Below are 16,103 nucleotides of genomic sequence, written 5' to 3' on the forward strand. Positions count from 1 at the left end.
GATTAGCGAGGATGGTTACTATTCGACATGCGATGCCGGACTGATCGAAGTCGACGGCCATAGCTATGTTATGAGTATCATGACATTGATGTCGTGGAGCGACCACTCGAGCGAGGTTACGGCTGCGATTGCAAAGGCTCTGTTTGATACGCGAGCTGCGCTGGCTTAGCGTGTTCGTTTGGCGAGGTCAAACAAAATGCTGGTACCATACCTTGGTTGAGAATTTCGTATAGGTTTGGGGAATGGTATGGCTGCCATCGCGATTATCGGTGCGCTCGAAAAAGAGATCATGCAGATTAAGGAAGAGCTGAGTGACGTTTGCGAGGCGCGGGAGGCAGGCTTGACCGTCGTGAGCGGTGAGCTCGACGGCCTGACAGTTGTCGCCACAACGGCGGGCATGGGCACAGTGAACGCCGCCGCTGCAACGCAGCACCTCATTAGTAAGTATGCTCCGCAGGCTGTTGTGTTTTCGGGCATTGCGGGCGGTTTGAACCCCAAGCTCCATATCGACGACGTGGTCATTGGCAAACGCCTGCGCTATCTGGATACCGATACCGCGCTTATCGCCGAGTCTGCACCGGGGCTTGAGGAGTTTGGTTCGACGCCCGCGCTGGTCGATATTGCCGTCGACGTGCTTGCTGAGCGTGGGTTCGTTGACGCTTCGACAAATGCAGTCGCTTCGAACGAGGGCACCAAGCAGTTCCTGGTCGGCACGATTGCCACGGGTAACCGCTTTGTGACGGGCGCCGCCATGCGCAACGACGCTATCGAGGCGACGCATGCCGATTGTGTCGGCATGGAGGGCGCGGCAATTGCCCATGTCGCAACCAAAAATGGTGTCGATTGCCTGGTGTTGCGCGCTATCAGCGATAATTGTGACGAGGCGTACGATGCAATTTGCGATCGAGAGTTCGATCTGTTCGAGTATGCGCGTGTCGCAAGTGACATCACGCTCGATATCGTCCGCCGCATTGCCGCTGCGCAATAGCGCGCTCTTTTGTAAGAACCTACGACCAAGGAGTGTCCATGGCCGATTCCATTAACTACCAGCTTGCCAAGTTCGTCGCCAGCTACGGCAAGGTTTCGCAGATTCCCGAGTCCACCTGTCCCGAGGTGAGCTTTGTGGGCCGCTCCAATGTGGGCAAGTCGTCGATTATGAACAAGCTCTTTGGCCGCAAGAACCTGGTCAAGGTTTCGAGTACGCCGGGCAAGACGAGCAACATCAACTTCTTTGAGGCCGACGACGTACATTTCGTGGACCTGCCGGGTTACGGTTTCGCCCGTCGCTCCAAGGCCGAGCGCGACCGCTGGGCCGAGCTTATTGGCGACTTCTTTGACTCCGAGCGCAGCTTTAACCTGGTCGTGTCGCTGGTTGACATTCGCCACGACCCGAGCAAGCTCGACCATGACATGATCGACTACCTGCAGGGCAACGAGTTCAACTTTATCGTCTGCCTCACCAAGGCCGACAAGCTCAGCCGCACCCAGCAGGCACGCCAAGCGGCAGCCATCAAAAAGCAGCTCAACGTTCCGGCCGAGAACGTTATTATCACAAGCTCCCAGACCGGCACCGGCATCGACGAACTCAAAAAGCGCATTGCCGAAGCCTGCCTCTAATAAGTGCCCCAACCTAGCAAGAGACCCTATCAATAAAAAGCAACTATCAGCCCGGCGACTTTCCAGAGTGTAGGTCCCTGTAGCCGCCGCCAGCGAAGTTAACGTAGGGGAGGCCAGGGGCTTTGCCCCCAAATCTTTCCGCAGGACGGCAGGACCCCCGCCGCACGAAGTGCGTAGCGGGGGTCCTGTCATGTCCGAGGACGATTTGGGGGCAAAGCCCCTGGCCTCCCCGGCGGGTATACGGGACGGCGACTACAGGTATTCGATCTGGGCGCCTTCCGTGTCGCACGTTAAAATATGCGTCTCACACTTAGGGAACTGCTCGCGCAGCTTGACTTGCAGGAACTTCGCCACGATGGTGTCGTCGGTTACAGCCATGAGGGTCGAGCCCGAGCCACTGATCCAGATGGTCTTAGCGCCGCCGTTAAGGCAGGTGTCACGCACGGCGTTGTAGTCGGGAATCAGGCGACGGCGATACGGCTCTTGGATGCGGTCGTCGTTGGCGGCGGCAATCAGGTCAAGGTCGCCGGTCTCCAGGCCGCGCGTCATGCCGGCGATGCGGCCCATTTGCCATACGGCGGTGGAGAGCGGAATTTCCTGCGGCACGACCTTGCGCGCCTCGCTCGTATGTACCTCGTAGGGCGGAATCACAGTAATAAAACGAAGCTTGTCGCTCACCTCGTAGCGCAGGCACTGGGGGAGCGAATCGGTCGGTGTAAAGGAGCAGACGGCGCCGCCCAGGATAGCAGGGGCGACGTTATCGGGATGGCCCTCGACCTCGGTGGCAATGCGAACGAGCTCGGCACGGTCGACGGTGTGGCCTGTCAGTGCGGCGGCGGCCATGATGCCGGCGACGACGCAGGTGGAGCTGGAACCCAGGCCGCGGGCGACGGGCACGTCGGTCTGAATGTCGATAGCAACGGGGAAAGCCGGCTCGCCCCACGCGGCCAGTGCATCGACAAAGCTCACGTAGACCAGGTTGTTCTCGTTTTGGAACTCTTCGGGGCATCCGGTGATGGTTAGTTTGTCGGCGCGCTCGAAGGTGAAGTGCGAGTAGAGGCTGACGGCCATGCCGAGGGTGTCGTAGCCAATGCCCAAGTTGGCGCTCGTCGCTGGGACGGTGATTTTGATCATGTGAGTCCTCCTGGCGTGCCTGGCTGTTTAGTTCGCTGCTCGGGCAGTCCTGCGCAAGACGGAAAGCACATTAAGTGCTTTCCTTTGCGTGCGGAACTCGCGACGAACTAAACAGCCAGGCACGCTGTGCGCGTTCGTCATCATCCCGGTGGGTATCTGATAAAAGAAGGTGCGCCGGCTTTCGCCGGCGCTTAATAAGGGGTTTAGTTGGTGCTCATTCGTTTTGCTGCGGACTCGACGTAGCTTGCCATCTCATCGACGTCGCAGACGTCTTCGAAGCGGACGGGTTTGGATTCGAGTTCGGCGAGCTGGGTCGGGGCGACCGTGTTGGTGGCCTGCTCGAGCACACGCATAGCCTCAAAATCATCCTCGGGAACGTTGAGGCCCAGGGCGTCGCAGCAGGCGCGCGGGAACTTGTAGGGGCTGGCGGTCGAAAGCAGCACGCGGGCCTTGGCGCCCTCGGCGGGGGCGACCTGCTCAAAGACGTGATAGCCGCAAGCGGTGTGCGGGTCGATCACGTAGCCGTTCGCATCCCAGCAGCTCTTGATGGCGGCGCGGACCTCGTCCTCGCTGGCCCAGCCGCAGCCAAACACGCTCTGGATCTTGGCCAGCAGGTCGGCGGGAACCTCGTAGCGACCCGTCTGGGCAAGCTGCTCCATAAGCCCGGCAACGAGCTCGCAGTCGCCGTCGGACAGGAAGTAGAGCATGCGCTCCAGGTTGGAGCTAATAAGGATGTCCATCGACGGTGAAATGGTCGTGAAGAACGGGCGGTTACGGTCGTAAACGCCGGTGGTCAGGAAGTCGGCAAGCACGTTGTTCTTGTCGCTCGCCACGACGAGCTTGGCGACGGGCAGACCCATGCGCTTGGCGTAGTAGCCGGCCAAGATATCGCCAAAGTTGCCGGTGGGCACACAGAACTCTACGGCGTCGTCGGCCTCGATAGCGCCGGCGCGCAGCAGCTGCGCATAGGCGGCAAAGTAGTAGACGACCTGCGGCACCAGACGGCCGACGTTGATGGAGTTGGCGCTCGAAAGCACCGTGCCGGCTGCCTCTAGACGCTCGGCAAGCTCCTTATCGGCAAAGATGCGCTTGACGGCGCTCTGAGCGTCGTCAAAGTTGCCGCGGATGCCGCAGACGGCGACGTTGTCGCCCTCCTGCGTGGACATCTGCAGATTCTGGACGCGGCTGACCTTGCCCTCGGGATAAAAGACGGTGATGCCCGTGCCCGGAGCGTCGGCAAAACCGGCGAGCGCGGCCTTGCCGGTGTCTCCCGACGTGGCGGTGACGATCATGATGCGCTCGGCGCCGCCGTCCTTGGCAGAGGTGCGGGCCATAAGGCGGGGGAGCATCTGCAAGGCGACGTCCTTAAAGGCGCTCGTGGGGCCGCCAAAGAGCTCCATCACATAGGTCTGAGGGGCGTCGGCGCCCGGTGCGGCGTCGAGTTTGACGAGCGGCGTGACCTCTTCGCTCGCAAACGTGCCGCGGTATGCCTCATTCACACAGGCCGAAATTTCTTCGTCTGTGTAATCATTCAGTAACATTCCCAACACATCTTGAGCGATTTCAAAGTACGATTTATCTGCAAGCGAGCTGATATCGACCTGCTGGGTGCCCAGCTCGTCCGAGACAAACAAACCCCCGTCGGGAGCGATGCCGGTACGGATTGCCACCTTACTTGAGCACGATAAAGTGCGCCCTCGTGTACTATGATAAGTTCCCATATAACACTGCTCCTCGGATGCCTTGGTCCCAATCGGTGAAACCATGGTATCAGAGCGCGCAAAACAGGTTTGCAGAGGCTTTTAGAAAGGTAACCTCAAGCCCATGATAAAAATTGCCAAGTTTGGCGGCTCGTCGGTCGCCGACGCCGAACACTTTAAGAAGATCAAGGCCATTGTCGATGCCGACCCGGCCCGCCGTTTTGTGGTGGTTTCTGCCTGCGGTCGCCGCTTTAAGGGCGACACCAAGGTGACCGATCTGCTCTACTTGGTCAACGCGCACGTTAAGTACCACGTGTCGTGCGAGGAGCTGCTCGAGGACATTGGGCAGCGCTATTTTGATATCGCTGACGAGCTGGAGCTCACCTATCCCATCCGCGAGGAGTTTGCGGCCTTTGCCGAGCGCGCCCGCTCAGGCGGCTACTCCACCGAGGAGCTCGTGAGTCGTGGCGAGTACTTCACCGCTCGCCTGATGGCCGAGTATCTGGGCCTGCCGTTCCTGGACGCCGCGACGGTCGTGGCGTTCCATCACGACGGTACGCTCAGCATGAACCGCACCTCCGAGCTGGTGCAGGAGTACGGTCAGCAGGGCGGCTTTGTTATGCCCGGCTTCTATGGCGCGACGCGTGAGGGTCAGATTAAGCTACTCGATCGTGGCGGCGGCGATATTTCCGGCTCGATCCTGGCCAAATGCCTTGGTGCCGACCTGTACGAGAACTGGACCGACGTTTCGGGCTTCTATTCTGCTGATCCGCGTATTGTTCCCGAGGCTCAGCCCATTGCCCGCGTTACCTACGAGGAGCTGCGCGAGCTTTCGTACATGGGTGCAAGTGTCCTGCACGAGGAGGCCGTGTTCCCCGTACGTGAGGCGGGCATTCCGCTGGTCATCAAGAACACCAACGCGCCGCAGGACCCCGGCACCATCATTAGCGAGACGGCTGACGAGGGCGAGGCAGAGCCCATCATTACCGGCGTGACCGGCAAGCGCGGCTTTGTCGCCATCAACGTTGCCCGCGACCGTACCAAGCCGCGCGTCGGCTTTATGCGCCGTGCGCTTTCGGTCTTCGAACGCTATGATGTCTCCGTCGAGCACATGCCCACCGGTGTCGACCGCTTTGGCGCCGTGGTGCAGGAGCAGGACGTGCGCGATTCGCTGTACTCGCTCGTAGGCGACATTCAGCAGGAGGTCGAGCCGCTCGAGATCGAGGTTGTCGAGGGTCTGGCACTTATCGCGACCGTCGGCCGTAACCTGCGCGGCCGCGCCGGTATCTCGGGCCACCTGTTTGGCATGCTTGGCCAGGCTGGCGTGAGCGTGCGTATGATTTCGCAGAGCTGTGACGAGATCAACATCATCATCGGTGTCGAGGAGAAGGACTTCGATCTGGCGATTCAGACCATTTACCGTGCCTTCTCCGACGAAAACGGCATTGTGAAGGTCTCCGACCTGGAGGCTCCCGCGCCGGCCGATCCCGCCCTGGCAGCCCTCCACAAGTAGTTACCATCCCGGTAGATTTTTAGGATGTCCCAAAAATCTACTGTCGGGCGTTTCGTTTCGGTTTCGTTTCGACGGGGCGGGTTTTGTATCCGCCCCGTTCTTGTATACACTGGCAACAATAATCGGCCTGCTCGGCGTGCGGGCAAAAGCCACAACCTTTAAAGGGGGAAGCATGAAACAGTACACGGTTGCTATTTTGGGCGCGACGGGAGCCGTGGGCACCCAGATGCTCGAGTGCCTCAACGAGCAGGAGTTCCCGGTCGGCAAGCTCAAGCTGTTGGCAAGTGCACGCTCCGCGGGCAAGACCGTTGAGTTCCACGGCGAGCAGATCGTGATCGAAGAGGCTTGCCCCGAGGCCTTTGAGGGCTGCGACATCGTACTCGGCGCTGCCGGTGACGATATCGCCAAGGAGCTGCTGCCCGAGGCCGTCAAGCGCGGCGCCGTCGTGGTCGACAACAGCCACGCCTTCCGCATGGATCCCGAGGTGCCGCTGGTTGTGCCCGAGATCAATGCCGACGACATCAAGTGGCATCACGGCCTTATCGCCAACCCCAACTGCGCGACCATCATCGGCCTAGTTCCTACGTGGCCGCTGCATCAGCTCGCCGGCGTGAAGCGCATGATCGTCTCGACGTACCAGGCGGCTTCGGGCGCTGGCGCTCCCGGTATGGCTGAGCTCGAGGCTCAGCTGGCCGCCCTGGGCCGCGGCGAGGAGATTCCCGAGCCGCGCGCCTTTGCCGCCCAGCTCGCGAGCAACCTGATTCCGCAGATTGGCGGTGTCAAGGAGGAGGGCTTTACCTCCGAGGAGATGAAGCTGCAAAACGAGGGCCGCAAGATCATGCATCTGCCCGAGCTGCGCGTGAACTGCACCTGCGTGCGCGTGCCCGTGCTGCGTTCGCACTCCGAGAGCATTACGCTCGAGTTTGAGCGCGACATTACGGTTGAGGAGGCCCGTGCTGCGCTGGCTGCCGCTCCGGGCGTGAAGCTGGTTGACGATATGAGCGCCGAGGATGCGCACGATCGCTTCCCCATGCCGATGGATACGTCCGACCAGGACCTGATTTGGGTCGGCCGCGTGCGTCGCGACATCTCGAACCCCGAGGCCGTGCGCGGTATCACCTTCTGGTGCTGCGGCGACCAAATCCGTAAGGGCGCGGCAACCAATGCCGTCCAGATCGCTAAGCTGCTCTGCGAGTAGCGGTTGACCTGTCCGGCGGGGGCCGGGCTTGGTTTTCAGAACGTCCTCGACCATGTGTGGCGCCTTGTCCTGCTCCTTCGGAGCCGCGGACAAGGCGCCACACTGGTCTGCGGAGTGTTCTGAAAACCAAGCCCGGCCCCCGCCTGCGGTGACGTTGCTGCGAGCTGCCCACGATGGGGCCGTTGTTGGTTGGGGCCGCTGGGCTGATGTGGGGGCACGTGGTTGTTGCGGGCCCTGGTCCCGGCGGCGGCCTCGGCGCTTTGCGCCTGCTGCCTTGGGTGACTTTGGGGTCGATTGGGGTTGTCTGCACAGTTCGCGGTATTATGTTGCGGAGTTTTGAAAGGAGCCGCTGGTGGTCACGACGACATTTGCCTCGCCTTTGGGCGAAATCTTGCTTGCCGCTGATGGCCGCGGTTTGACGGGGCTTTGGTTTGAGGGGCAGGAGCACTTTGGCTCTACGCTGCTCAAAGAGGATGCGGAGTATGTCGTAGGTGCCGATGCGGTTTCTGGTACCGGTGGGATGTTGTCGGTGAGTCCGGCAAATGGCGCGGCTTCTTCGGTGCTTGAGCGTTCTTGGGCTTGGTTGAATGCTTATTTTGCAGGGCAGGAACCTCGGTTTACGCCGCCGTTGCATATGATTGGCACGGCGTTTCAGCGTGAGGTTTGGTTTGAGCTACTTTCAATTCCGCGTGGCGAGGTCGCTACGTATGGCGAGATCGCCCAGCGTGTTGCGGCTCGACATCGTGTGCCGGGAAATGAAGCGCCCGTTGTATCTCCTCGCGCGGTGGGGGCTGCGGTCGCTCGCAACCCTATTTCGATTATCGTGCCGTGCCATCGCGTGGTGGCGGCCGACGGATCGCTCAACGGATATGCCGGCGGACTTGATCGCAAGGAGTGGCTGCTTTGGCTTGAGGGCGCGTACGAGGAATAACGTTCGAGCACTTTGCATAGCCAAGACGCCGCGATAGAACGGGACACGCTTTTCGAATGGAGGATCAGACGGAAACCACGTCCCGGAATATCGTTTTAAAGCGGGACACGCTTTCCGAATGGCTTCCCAAGCGGAAACCGTGTCCCGGAATACGGCCTCAGAGTGGGACGCCGTTTCCGGTTGAGACCACCTGCTTGGACATCTTTCTACGCTCGCTCTTGCAGGGTGTAGATCGATTTGTCCATGATGAACAGATAAGCCACAACGCAGACGATAAAGAACGCCGGCAGATTACCGAAACCGAAGACCTCGCAACCGATAAGGATGGGCGCGAGCAGCGTGTTGGTGGCGCTGCCAAAGACGGCGGCGTATCCCAGCGCGGCGCAGAACTCGACGGGCATGCCGAGAATTCCGGCGAGCACGACACCCAGGCTTGCTCCGATGGAGAACAGCGGCGTTACCTCACCACCTTGATATCCTGCGGCAAGCGTGGCGATGGTGAGTACGAATTTGAGCGCCCAGTCCCAAGGCATGATCGACGGCTCGCCGTTGTCACCCAGTGCCGCGGATATCAGGTTTGTTCCAAGGCCGCAGTAACGCCCCTGCCATAGCACGAACAGAATCGCCGACAGCGCAAGGCCCATAACGGCAACGCGTATGTAAGGGTTGGGGAGCAGCCGCGCTGCAAGGGTCTTGCCATGCGCAAGGCACCAGGCAAAGGCGCCGCCCGCCATGCCAAACGCGACGCCCAGCACCGCAAGCCGTCCAAGACCGGGGAGGTCGAGCGCATGCGAGGCGGCAACGGCGACCTCGAACCTCTCGAGCCCCAGGGCGCCGGAGGTCATGCTTGCGGCAAGTGAAGCCGTAAGCGCGGGAAACAGCGCGCGGTATTCCATGCGTCCTGCGACAAGTACTTCGATAGCAAAGACCGTGGCGGCGAGTGGCGTTCGAAAGAGTCCGGCAAAGCCAGCGGCCATACCAATGAGCAAAAACGTGTTGCCGGGGTCGCGGAAAGGTAGGCGTCGGCCGATCCAATGTGAGACGGTGGCGCCGATCTGCACTGCTACGCCCTCGCGTCCCGCACTACCGCCAAAGAGATGCGTCCCCCACGTACTCAGCATAATGAGCGGCACCAAACGCGGGGAGATGGCGTCCTCGCGTCCGTGACCTACGTCGAATACTAAGCTCATGCCCCGATCGGTGCCTTTGCCCCAGGTGCGGTAGGCAAATACGATGGCCAAGCCTATGAGGGCGAGGAAGGGAAGGAGCAGGGTGATGTGCTCGTCGCGGAAGGCGCCGATTGCCAGGAGCACGCGACCAAAGAGGGCACAAATTGCACCGACGATGATGCCAATAGGGATTCCGACGGCACCCATAAGCATGAGGCCGCTATAGGTGTTGAGCAGGCGTTTGATTCTGCTCGAAGCGCTGCTTTCTGACATTTTGCTTTCCGACACTTGCTCTCTTGATAGAAAAAGAGCTGGAGTTGCGCATCGTTGAGAGGCTTTCCAGCTTTAGCAAAACAAACTTATAAGATGCGACGGGCCGCGTCAAGATAATTACCGGACGGCCTAGGAGGCGGCTGGTTGGCTGGCTTAAAACCTAGCGCGTGAAATGACGCCCCACGCTATTCAGCGCGCTTGATAGGATGACGAACCACAGTCTTAAGCTTCTCCGGCGCGCATTTGCGTGGGTCGGAGAGGTAGATCTCGTGATGAAGGCGGGTGTCGGAAAAGTCGAGGGCATAGCCCTGCTCGGTCGTATATTCATGCATGGCGTCTACGGTTGCCGGCTCGCTGTCATAGGGTCCGGTATGCATGCATTGAACGCAGAGGCCCTCGTCAACTTTAAGCAGTTCGACGGCGGAAAAGTCCAGTTTCTTTTTGGTCGTGGCTTCCGCGACTGCCCAGTCAAAGTCATCTCGGGTGACGAAATCGGGCAGGCGGATGCACGAGATAAAGTTGAAATCGTCCTTGCGTACATAATCGATGTCGCCGCTCGGGGACTCTTGCCACCAGAAACCCTCGAGCGGCGGTACCACAAAGTCGAAATAGCCCTCGATACTTCTTGAGCCTTTCTTCGACATCTTGACGGTATAGGCGATGCCGTAAAGTAGCGGCAGGGCGTTTTGATACTCGCCACCTTCGGTATTTGGGTCGCCCTTTCCGCGAACGGCAACGTAGCTCATAGGCGGGACAGTTACGATACTCGGCTTGCTTGCAGGTTTGTAGAGCTCCTTGCATTCCTTCTTAAAGTCGAACGCCATGTTGGCCGCCTTTCTGCGTATTGGCCTGCTTAGATAGTTGAATCATATCATAGAAACGAACAGCTGTTCGAATGATTTGGCTGACAGATTGAGATGCGTGCGTTGTGTTTGGCGGTCGGCCTGACCCCGTCGATGATTTCTCGGCCTCCCCGGCGCCTCATCTATAGCTGCCGTTTCCCCATATAAAACCTGCCAAAATAAACCTGTCCCTTTTTTGTCGGTGGGAAATGGGTAATACTAAAGAGTTATCCGACCAGATGGGAACCGATCGATGGCTTATATCGAATTCAAAGACGTCATCAAAGCATACGGCGAGGGCGATGCCCGCATTCACGCGCTCGACGGCGCGAGCTTTACCGTTGAGCGTGGCGAGCTTGCCATTATCCTGGGTGCTTCGGGTGCCGGCAAGACCACGGCCCTCAACATTCTGGGCGGCATGGACACGGTAACCTCCGGCACCGTAACGGTGGACGGGCGCGACGTGAGTTCCGCCAATGAGGCACAGCTCGTGGAATACCGCCGCGCCGATGTTGGCTTTGTCTTCCAGTTCTACAATCTGGTCCCCAACCTGACGGCGCTCGAAAACGTCGAGCTCGCGGCGCAAATCTGCCCCGATTCGCTCGATGCCGAGCAAACGCTTTGTCAGGTCGGCCTGGGTGAGCGCCTCGCCAACTTTCCGGCACAGCTTTCGGGTGGCGAACAGCAGCGCGTGTCCATCGCCCGCGCGCTGGCCAAGAACCCCAAGTTGCTCCTTTGTGACGAGCCCACGGGTGCGCTCGACTATAAAACCGGCAAGCAGATCTTGCAGTTGTTGCAGGATACCTGCCGCAAGCAGGGCATTACGGTCATTATCATCACCCACAACTCCGCGCTGGCGCCCATGGCAGATCGCCTGATTCGCTTTAAGAGCGGGCGCGTGGAGAGCGAGACGGTCCAACAAAATCCCGTGCCGATCGAGATGATCGAGTGGTAGCGCCCATGGACCAGGACCGCCAAAACAGCCGGCGCCGCGACGCGCAGAACGCGGAGCGCGAGCAGGATTTTACGACCTACCGCACCGCCCAAAGCTCAAACGATATGGTGCCGACGGTTTTTCGCCGTGGCATCTACCGCACGATTCGCGGCAGCCTTAAGCGCTTCTTGTCCATCGTGATCATCACGGCGCTTGGCGTGAGCGTGATGTGCGGCCTTAAGGCGGGCTGCGAGGACCTGTGCGATTCGGTTGACGCTTACTTTGACCAGCAGAATGTTTATGACATCAACGTGCAGTCGACCTATGGTCTGACCGATGACGATCTTGCTGCGATCCAAGAGGTCGATGGCGTCGAGACGGCCGAGGGCATCTATACCGAGACCGCCTATACCGCCGTGGGTACGACGCGCGAGCGTGTCGTCGTACAGAGCCTCTCCAAGGAGAATATTGACCAACCGGTGTTGGTGCGCGGCGAGCTGCCCGAGACTTCGGGCGAAGTGGCAGTGACCTCACGTTTTTTGAAGGCTTCAGGCAAGAAAATCGGCGATACGGTGAGCTTTGTCGCCAATGACGCGAGCTCGTCCAACCAAAGCGCCAAGGACCAGTTTGCCGCGGGCGATTACACCATTACGGCCGAGGTCCTCGATCCTACCGACGTGAGCTCCGACTCGACCGTCAACGCCTTTCGTGCTGCTTCGACTGCGGACTACAAGTTCTATGTGAGTGAGGATGCCGCGACATCTTCTTCCTACTCCGCGGTCCACGTGATCGTCGAGGGAGCCAAGAGTCTCAACTCCTATTCGGATGCCTACACGGCAAAGATCAATGAGGTCAAGGGCAATATCGAGAAGATCCGCGAGGAGCGTGAGAAGGCGCGCGCTCAGGAGCTGACGGTCGACACGCCGGCAAGCTTGGATGCGGCCGAGCGTCAGGCGAATATGCTCTTTGGGATTGAGCAGGGCAACATTGACCGTATGGTCGAGGGCAGTGACGAGCGTGCGCAGGCACAAGCCGACCTGGACCAGCGCCGTGCCGCCGCCGACCAGCAGTTTGCCGATGCCCGCGCCGACCTCTCTGACCTGGGCGAATGCACCTGGTACATCCAAGACCGCGACAATATCGCAAGCTACTCGAGCGTCGAGAGCGATAGCTCCTCAATCGAGGCCATCGCCACGGTGTTCCCGTTCATCTTCTTTATCGTCGCCGTGCTCATCAGCCTCACCACCGCCACACGTATGGTCGAGGAGGAGCGCACGCTCATTGGTCTGTACAAGGCGCTCGGCTATTCGCGCGGGCGTATCCTGTCCAAATATGTGGACTACTCGCTGTGGGCGTGTCTGATTGGCGGCGTACTCGGCAACATCATCGGATTCGTGGGCCTGCCGCTGTTCTTGTTTACGGTGTTCGACGACATGTACTCACTGCCCCAGATGCTGCTTTCGTACGACATCGTGTCGTCACTAGTGTCGGTGGCGCTGTTTGCCGTGGGCGTGGTGGGCGCCACGATTATCGCCTGCCGCCACGAGATGGCCGAGACCCCCGCCTCGCTCATGCGCCCCAAGGCCCCGCGCGCCGGCTCGCGCATCTTGCTCGAGCGCATTGGCTTTATCTGGCGCCGCATGGGCTTTTTGAACAAGGTGGCAGCGCGTAACCTGTTCCGCTACAAAAAGCGCGCCTTTATGACCATCTTTGGCATCGCGGGTTGTACCGCGCTTGTGATCTGCGGTATGGGCATTCGCGACACGTCGGTCGCGCTTTCGCCCAAGCAGTACGGACATATCACGCGTTATGACCTGCTGGCGGTCGCCAACCCCGATGACTTTACGCAGGCGTGCGCGGCGCTCGATGAGCGCAGCGCGGCCAATGATTCCAACGTGACCGTGACTTCGACGCTGCCGATTATGACCGACAACGTCACCTTTACATTCGGCGGAAAGAGCGAGACCGTGCAGCTGATCGTGGTGCCCGATGACCGCACGAACGATCTGGACGACTATGTTCGCCTTGAGGATGAGTCCAAAGAACCGCTCACCCTGCGTGACGGGGATGTGTATTTGAGCAAGAGCTCTCAGCTGGTGCTGGGGATCAAGCCGGGTGACACGGCTCACGTCCAAGATTCGTCGCTCAATGTTGCCAAGGTCAAAGTCAGCGACATCTCGCTCAACTATCTGGGCAACACGCTTTACATGACGCAGGGCACCTATGAGCGCGCGTTCGGTCGAAGCGCGCGCCTCAACGGCATCCTTGCGCTGCTTAAGGGCTCGTCGGCCGATCAGATTGCGTTTTCCAACCGTCTTAAGAGCGATGGGTGGATTACGCTGTCGAGTACCGCCGAGCATTGGGAAAACTATGAGGCAAACTTTACGATTATCAATTCGGTCGTGGTGCTTGTGACCTTTATGGCGGCGTGCCTGTCGTTTGTGGTGGTGTTTACGCTGTCTAATACGAATATTTCGGAGCGCGAACGCGAGCTGGCGACCATCAAGGTGCTGGGCTTTCGCCGTGGCGAGGTGCACCATTATGTCAACAAGGAGACGTTGATTCTTACGGCGATTGGAGCCGCACTGGGCGTACCGCTGGGCGGCTTGCTGGCCGAGAGCTTTACCTACATTTTGCAGATGCCGTCGCTGTACTTTGACGTCGAGGTCGAGCCTCTGAGCTACGTGCTCGCCGTGGTACTTTCCTTTGGCTTTACATTTATCGTCAACCTCGCTACCAACCGTACCCTCAACAAGATCGACATGGTCGGCGCCCTCAAGAGCGCCGAGTAACCTGCCAAAAAGGGACAGGTTTATTTTGGCAGGTTTTATCTGGGCAAACGCCGGACAACCATTGTCGCTGCCACAATGACAGAATAGGGAATAAGGGCGTTTTCCGGGTAGCCGGGTTCGTTACCATTCGTCCCATTCATCAGCATTTTCCTCCAGATATTTTCTTAATTTCTCAAAAGAGCTTGTCCGCCTGTACTGTATCGTGCTTCTCGACGTGTTGAACATCTCCGCAATCTCGGTGTCGTTCATTCCCTCGAAATAGTACAGGAGTACGGCTTTGCGCTTTTCTTCCGGCAAAGTACGGATTGCTTCAAGAAGCAGCTTCGGCGTGATTTTCTTCCCGGCTTTCTCAAAGACGGTTTCGGCGGTTTCCCGTTTGAAATATTCATCAAAGGTATGAAGCTGCCGCGCTTCGTCTAAGGGCAAATCGGAAAAGGTGACTTCCCTTGCCTTATGCCTGTGCAGCTCCCTGTGAGCGTCACACGCTTCATTGTGCAGCACCGTATTACAAAACTTCTGAAAAGCACATTGTTTGTAAAACTCCCTGCTATTAGGTTCCACATTCTCACCTCCTTTCTCGTTGGAAAGTTGGTGGTGCTTCCCCCTTTTCGCGGGGCAATACGGCGTTTTTGAAAAACGCCGAAGATTTTTTGAAATTTTTTCAAAAAATTTTTTGAGCAGCAAAATACGCCTGTCCGAAAAGCCCGGACAGGCGTATGGGTATTGTAAGCAGTATTTAGATGATTAGACAGTTCATAGTCAAGGGTAGAGATGTTCCCGGCGGTGGTCGGGCTTTTTTTGATGTGTCAATGACCGTCGGATTTTGTCGATAGGGTATGTGCTTCATGGCGGCTACCTCCTTTTAGCCGCCGCTTTTAACAGTGATACCGCGTCATTTCATTAGAAGATAAAAAGAAACGGCGGCTTTGATTTTTCAAAGCTGCTGCGGAAATCAAAGAACGACAAGCAACAGTTCTGATTTTGCTCCAATATGGTTATTGGGGGCACAAATTAAAATCAAAAAAGAGCCGATAACAGCAGTATTTCAAACTGCATATTATCGGCTCTGCGTCTGTGCGTCTGGCTCTTTTAATTAAATTATTTCTGTTGTTTTTTGGCTTTATTATATGTATTAGCTAACTGTCCACAAGCTGCTTTAATCTTTCTACCATGAGAAACTCTCATGGTAACTTCAAGTCCTGTTTGCTCTAATTGATGTTTGAACGCAACCATTTCTTGTTTTTGTGGTGCTCTAATTTTTGAATTACTCGTCGGGTTGTATTGCAGCACGTTAATCATAACATTTTTGCCCTTAAACCATTTTGCAAGTTGCCTTATATCTGAGGAACGGTCATTTATACCTGGTAAAAGCAAATACGCAAATACCACTTTTCGATTATGCCTTTGAGAATAGGACAATGCTTGCTTAACAACATCTTCAATAGCGTACATGTGCATATGAGGAATGATACAGTTTCTCGCAGCCTGTGTTGCTGCATGTAAAGATATTGTCAACTGAATTTTTAGATGTTCTTCGCGCAATTTTTTTAATTGATTAACTGGACCAACTGTTGATACGGTAATGCCGTCGGTTGGAAAGTTAAGTCCATTTCTATCTCGAAGAATATGGATTGCTGCAATCAAGTTGTCGTAATTGAATAAAGGTTCTCCCATTCCCATAAAAACGATACGATTTACTTTTTGACGTATCAATACAACCTGCTGCACAATTTCAGACGGTGTTAGATTACGAACAAAACCATTGCGTCCGGACTCACAAAAAATACAGCCAACAGAACAACCAACTTGCGTACTTACGCAAACAGTCCCACCATCTCGCCGTTTAATAAAAACCGTTTCAATATACCTGTTATCTTTCAATTCATAAACATACTTTTCAGTATCGCTACTTTTATAGACTTTTTTTGTTGATATTGATAGATTTTCTTTGTGAAAGGCTCTGTTAGACCAAGGTTGACATAAAAACGATGTCACCGCGA

At 57.3% G+C, this 16,103-nt stretch carries 13 protein-coding genes and 1 pseudogene; 7 read left to right on the plus strand and 7 right to left on the minus strand.

Annotated features, from left to right (window positions below):
* Positions 1 to 247: 247 nt before the first annotated feature.
* Positions 248 to 988 carry a 5'-methylthioadenosine/S-adenosylhomocysteine nucleosidase gene (mtnN, locus tag DW233_RS02885; RefSeq protein ID WP_118266615.1) on the plus strand — a complete coding sequence of 247 codons (741 nt, stop codon included), beginning with the start codon at positions 248 to 250 and terminating at the stop codon, positions 986 to 988.
* Between the two features lie 38 nt (positions 989 to 1,026).
* A complete protein-coding gene (gene yihA, locus DW233_RS02890; RefSeq protein WP_006234871.1) occupies positions 1,027 to 1,617 on the plus strand; it encodes a ribosome biogenesis GTP-binding protein YihA/YsxC in 591 nt (196 codons plus the stop codon).
* A 252-nt stretch (positions 1,618 to 1,869) separates the two neighbouring features.
* Here yihA and thrB read toward each other — a convergent pair whose 3' ends face one another.
* Together thrB and thrC are read right to left on the minus strand one after the other, a co-directional pair.
* The gene (gene thrB / locus DW233_RS02895; RefSeq protein ID WP_118266617.1) at positions 1,870 to 2,751 is read right to left on the minus strand and encodes a homoserine kinase; all 882 of its coding nucleotides are present in this window, start codon (positions 2,749 to 2,751) and stop codon (positions 1,870 to 1,872) included.
* A 203-nt stretch (positions 2,752 to 2,954) separates the two neighbouring features.
* Entirely contained in the window at positions 2,955 to 4,472 is a 1,518-nt protein-coding gene (gene thrC, locus DW233_RS02900; RefSeq protein ID WP_118266619.1) for a threonine synthase, read from the minus strand.
* A gap of 103 nt (positions 4,473 to 4,575) precedes the next feature.
* On the opposite strand from thrC, the gene DW233_RS02905 reads away from it, so the two are divergent.
* The 3 genes from DW233_RS02905 to DW233_RS02915 all read left to right on the plus strand — a co-directional run bounded on the left by DW233_RS02905 (position 4,576) and on the right by DW233_RS02915 (position 8,093).
* Entirely contained in the window at positions 4,576 to 5,964 is a 1,389-nt protein-coding gene (locus tag DW233_RS02905) for an aspartate kinase (protein WP_118266621.1), read from the plus strand.
* Between the two features lie 172 nt (positions 5,965 to 6,136).
* A complete protein-coding gene (locus tag DW233_RS02910) occupies positions 6,137 to 7,162 on the plus strand; it encodes an aspartate-semialdehyde dehydrogenase (protein WP_118266622.1) in 1,026 nt (341 codons plus the stop codon).
* Between the two features lie 352 nt (positions 7,163 to 7,514).
* Positions 7,515 to 8,093: a methylated-DNA--[protein]-cysteine S-methyltransferase gene (locus DW233_RS02915; RefSeq protein ID WP_233547921.1), complete on the plus strand. Its 579-nt coding sequence runs from the start codon at positions 7,515 to 7,517 to the stop codon at positions 8,091 to 8,093.
* A 206-nt stretch (positions 8,094 to 8,299) separates the two neighbouring features.
* Here DW233_RS02915 and DW233_RS02920 read toward each other — a convergent pair whose 3' ends face one another.
* Entirely contained in the window at positions 8,300 to 9,535 is a 1,236-nt protein-coding gene (locus tag DW233_RS02920; RefSeq protein ID WP_118266626.1) for a chloride channel protein, read from the minus strand.
* A 185-nt stretch (positions 9,536 to 9,720) separates the two neighbouring features.
* Positions 9,721 to 10,359, minus strand: coding sequence for a GyrI-like domain-containing protein (locus DW233_RS02925; RefSeq protein WP_118266628.1), 639 nt, complete (start codon positions 10,357 to 10,359; stop codon positions 9,721 to 9,723).
* Positions 10,360 to 10,630: 271 nt separating this feature from the next.
* Between DW233_RS02925 and DW233_RS02930 the strand changes: the two genes are divergently transcribed.
* Positions 10,631 to 11,332: an ABC transporter ATP-binding protein gene (locus tag DW233_RS02930; protein ID WP_118266630.1), complete on the plus strand. Its 702-nt coding sequence runs from the start codon at positions 10,631 to 10,633 to the stop codon at positions 11,330 to 11,332.
* A 5-nt stretch (positions 11,333 to 11,337) separates the two neighbouring features.
* Entirely contained in the window at positions 11,338 to 14,103 is a 2,766-nt protein-coding gene (locus DW233_RS02935; protein ID WP_233547922.1) for an FtsX-like permease family protein, read from the plus strand.
* Positions 14,104 to 14,165: 62 nt separating this feature from the next.
* Here DW233_RS02935 and DW233_RS02940 read toward each other — a convergent pair.
* The 3 genes and pseudogenes from DW233_RS02940 to rlmN all read right to left on the minus strand — a co-directional run.
* A pseudogene (locus DW233_RS02940) lies at positions 14,166 to 14,243 on the minus strand (helix-turn-helix domain-containing protein); the annotation flags it as partial.
* Positions 14,224 to 14,664 (minus strand): RNA polymerase sigma factor, encoded by a 441-nt coding sequence (locus DW233_RS02945; protein ID WP_117553198.1) that lies wholly within the window; start codon positions 14,662 to 14,664, stop codon positions 14,224 to 14,226. The pseudogene DW233_RS02940 and the gene DW233_RS02945, both read right to left, overlap by 20 nt.
* 537 nt (positions 14,665 to 15,201) lie before the next feature.
* Entirely contained in the window at positions 15,202 to 16,098 is an 897-nt protein-coding gene (gene rlmN, locus DW233_RS02955) for a 23S rRNA (adenine(2503)-C(2))-methyltransferase RlmN (protein WP_370448030.1), read from the minus strand.
* Positions 16,099 to 16,103: the final 5 nt, after the last annotated feature.

This window comes from Collinsella sp. AM20-15AC (genome assembly GCF_003471405.1).
Classification (GTDB): Bacteria; Actinomycetota; Coriobacteriia; order Coriobacteriales; family Coriobacteriaceae; genus Collinsella.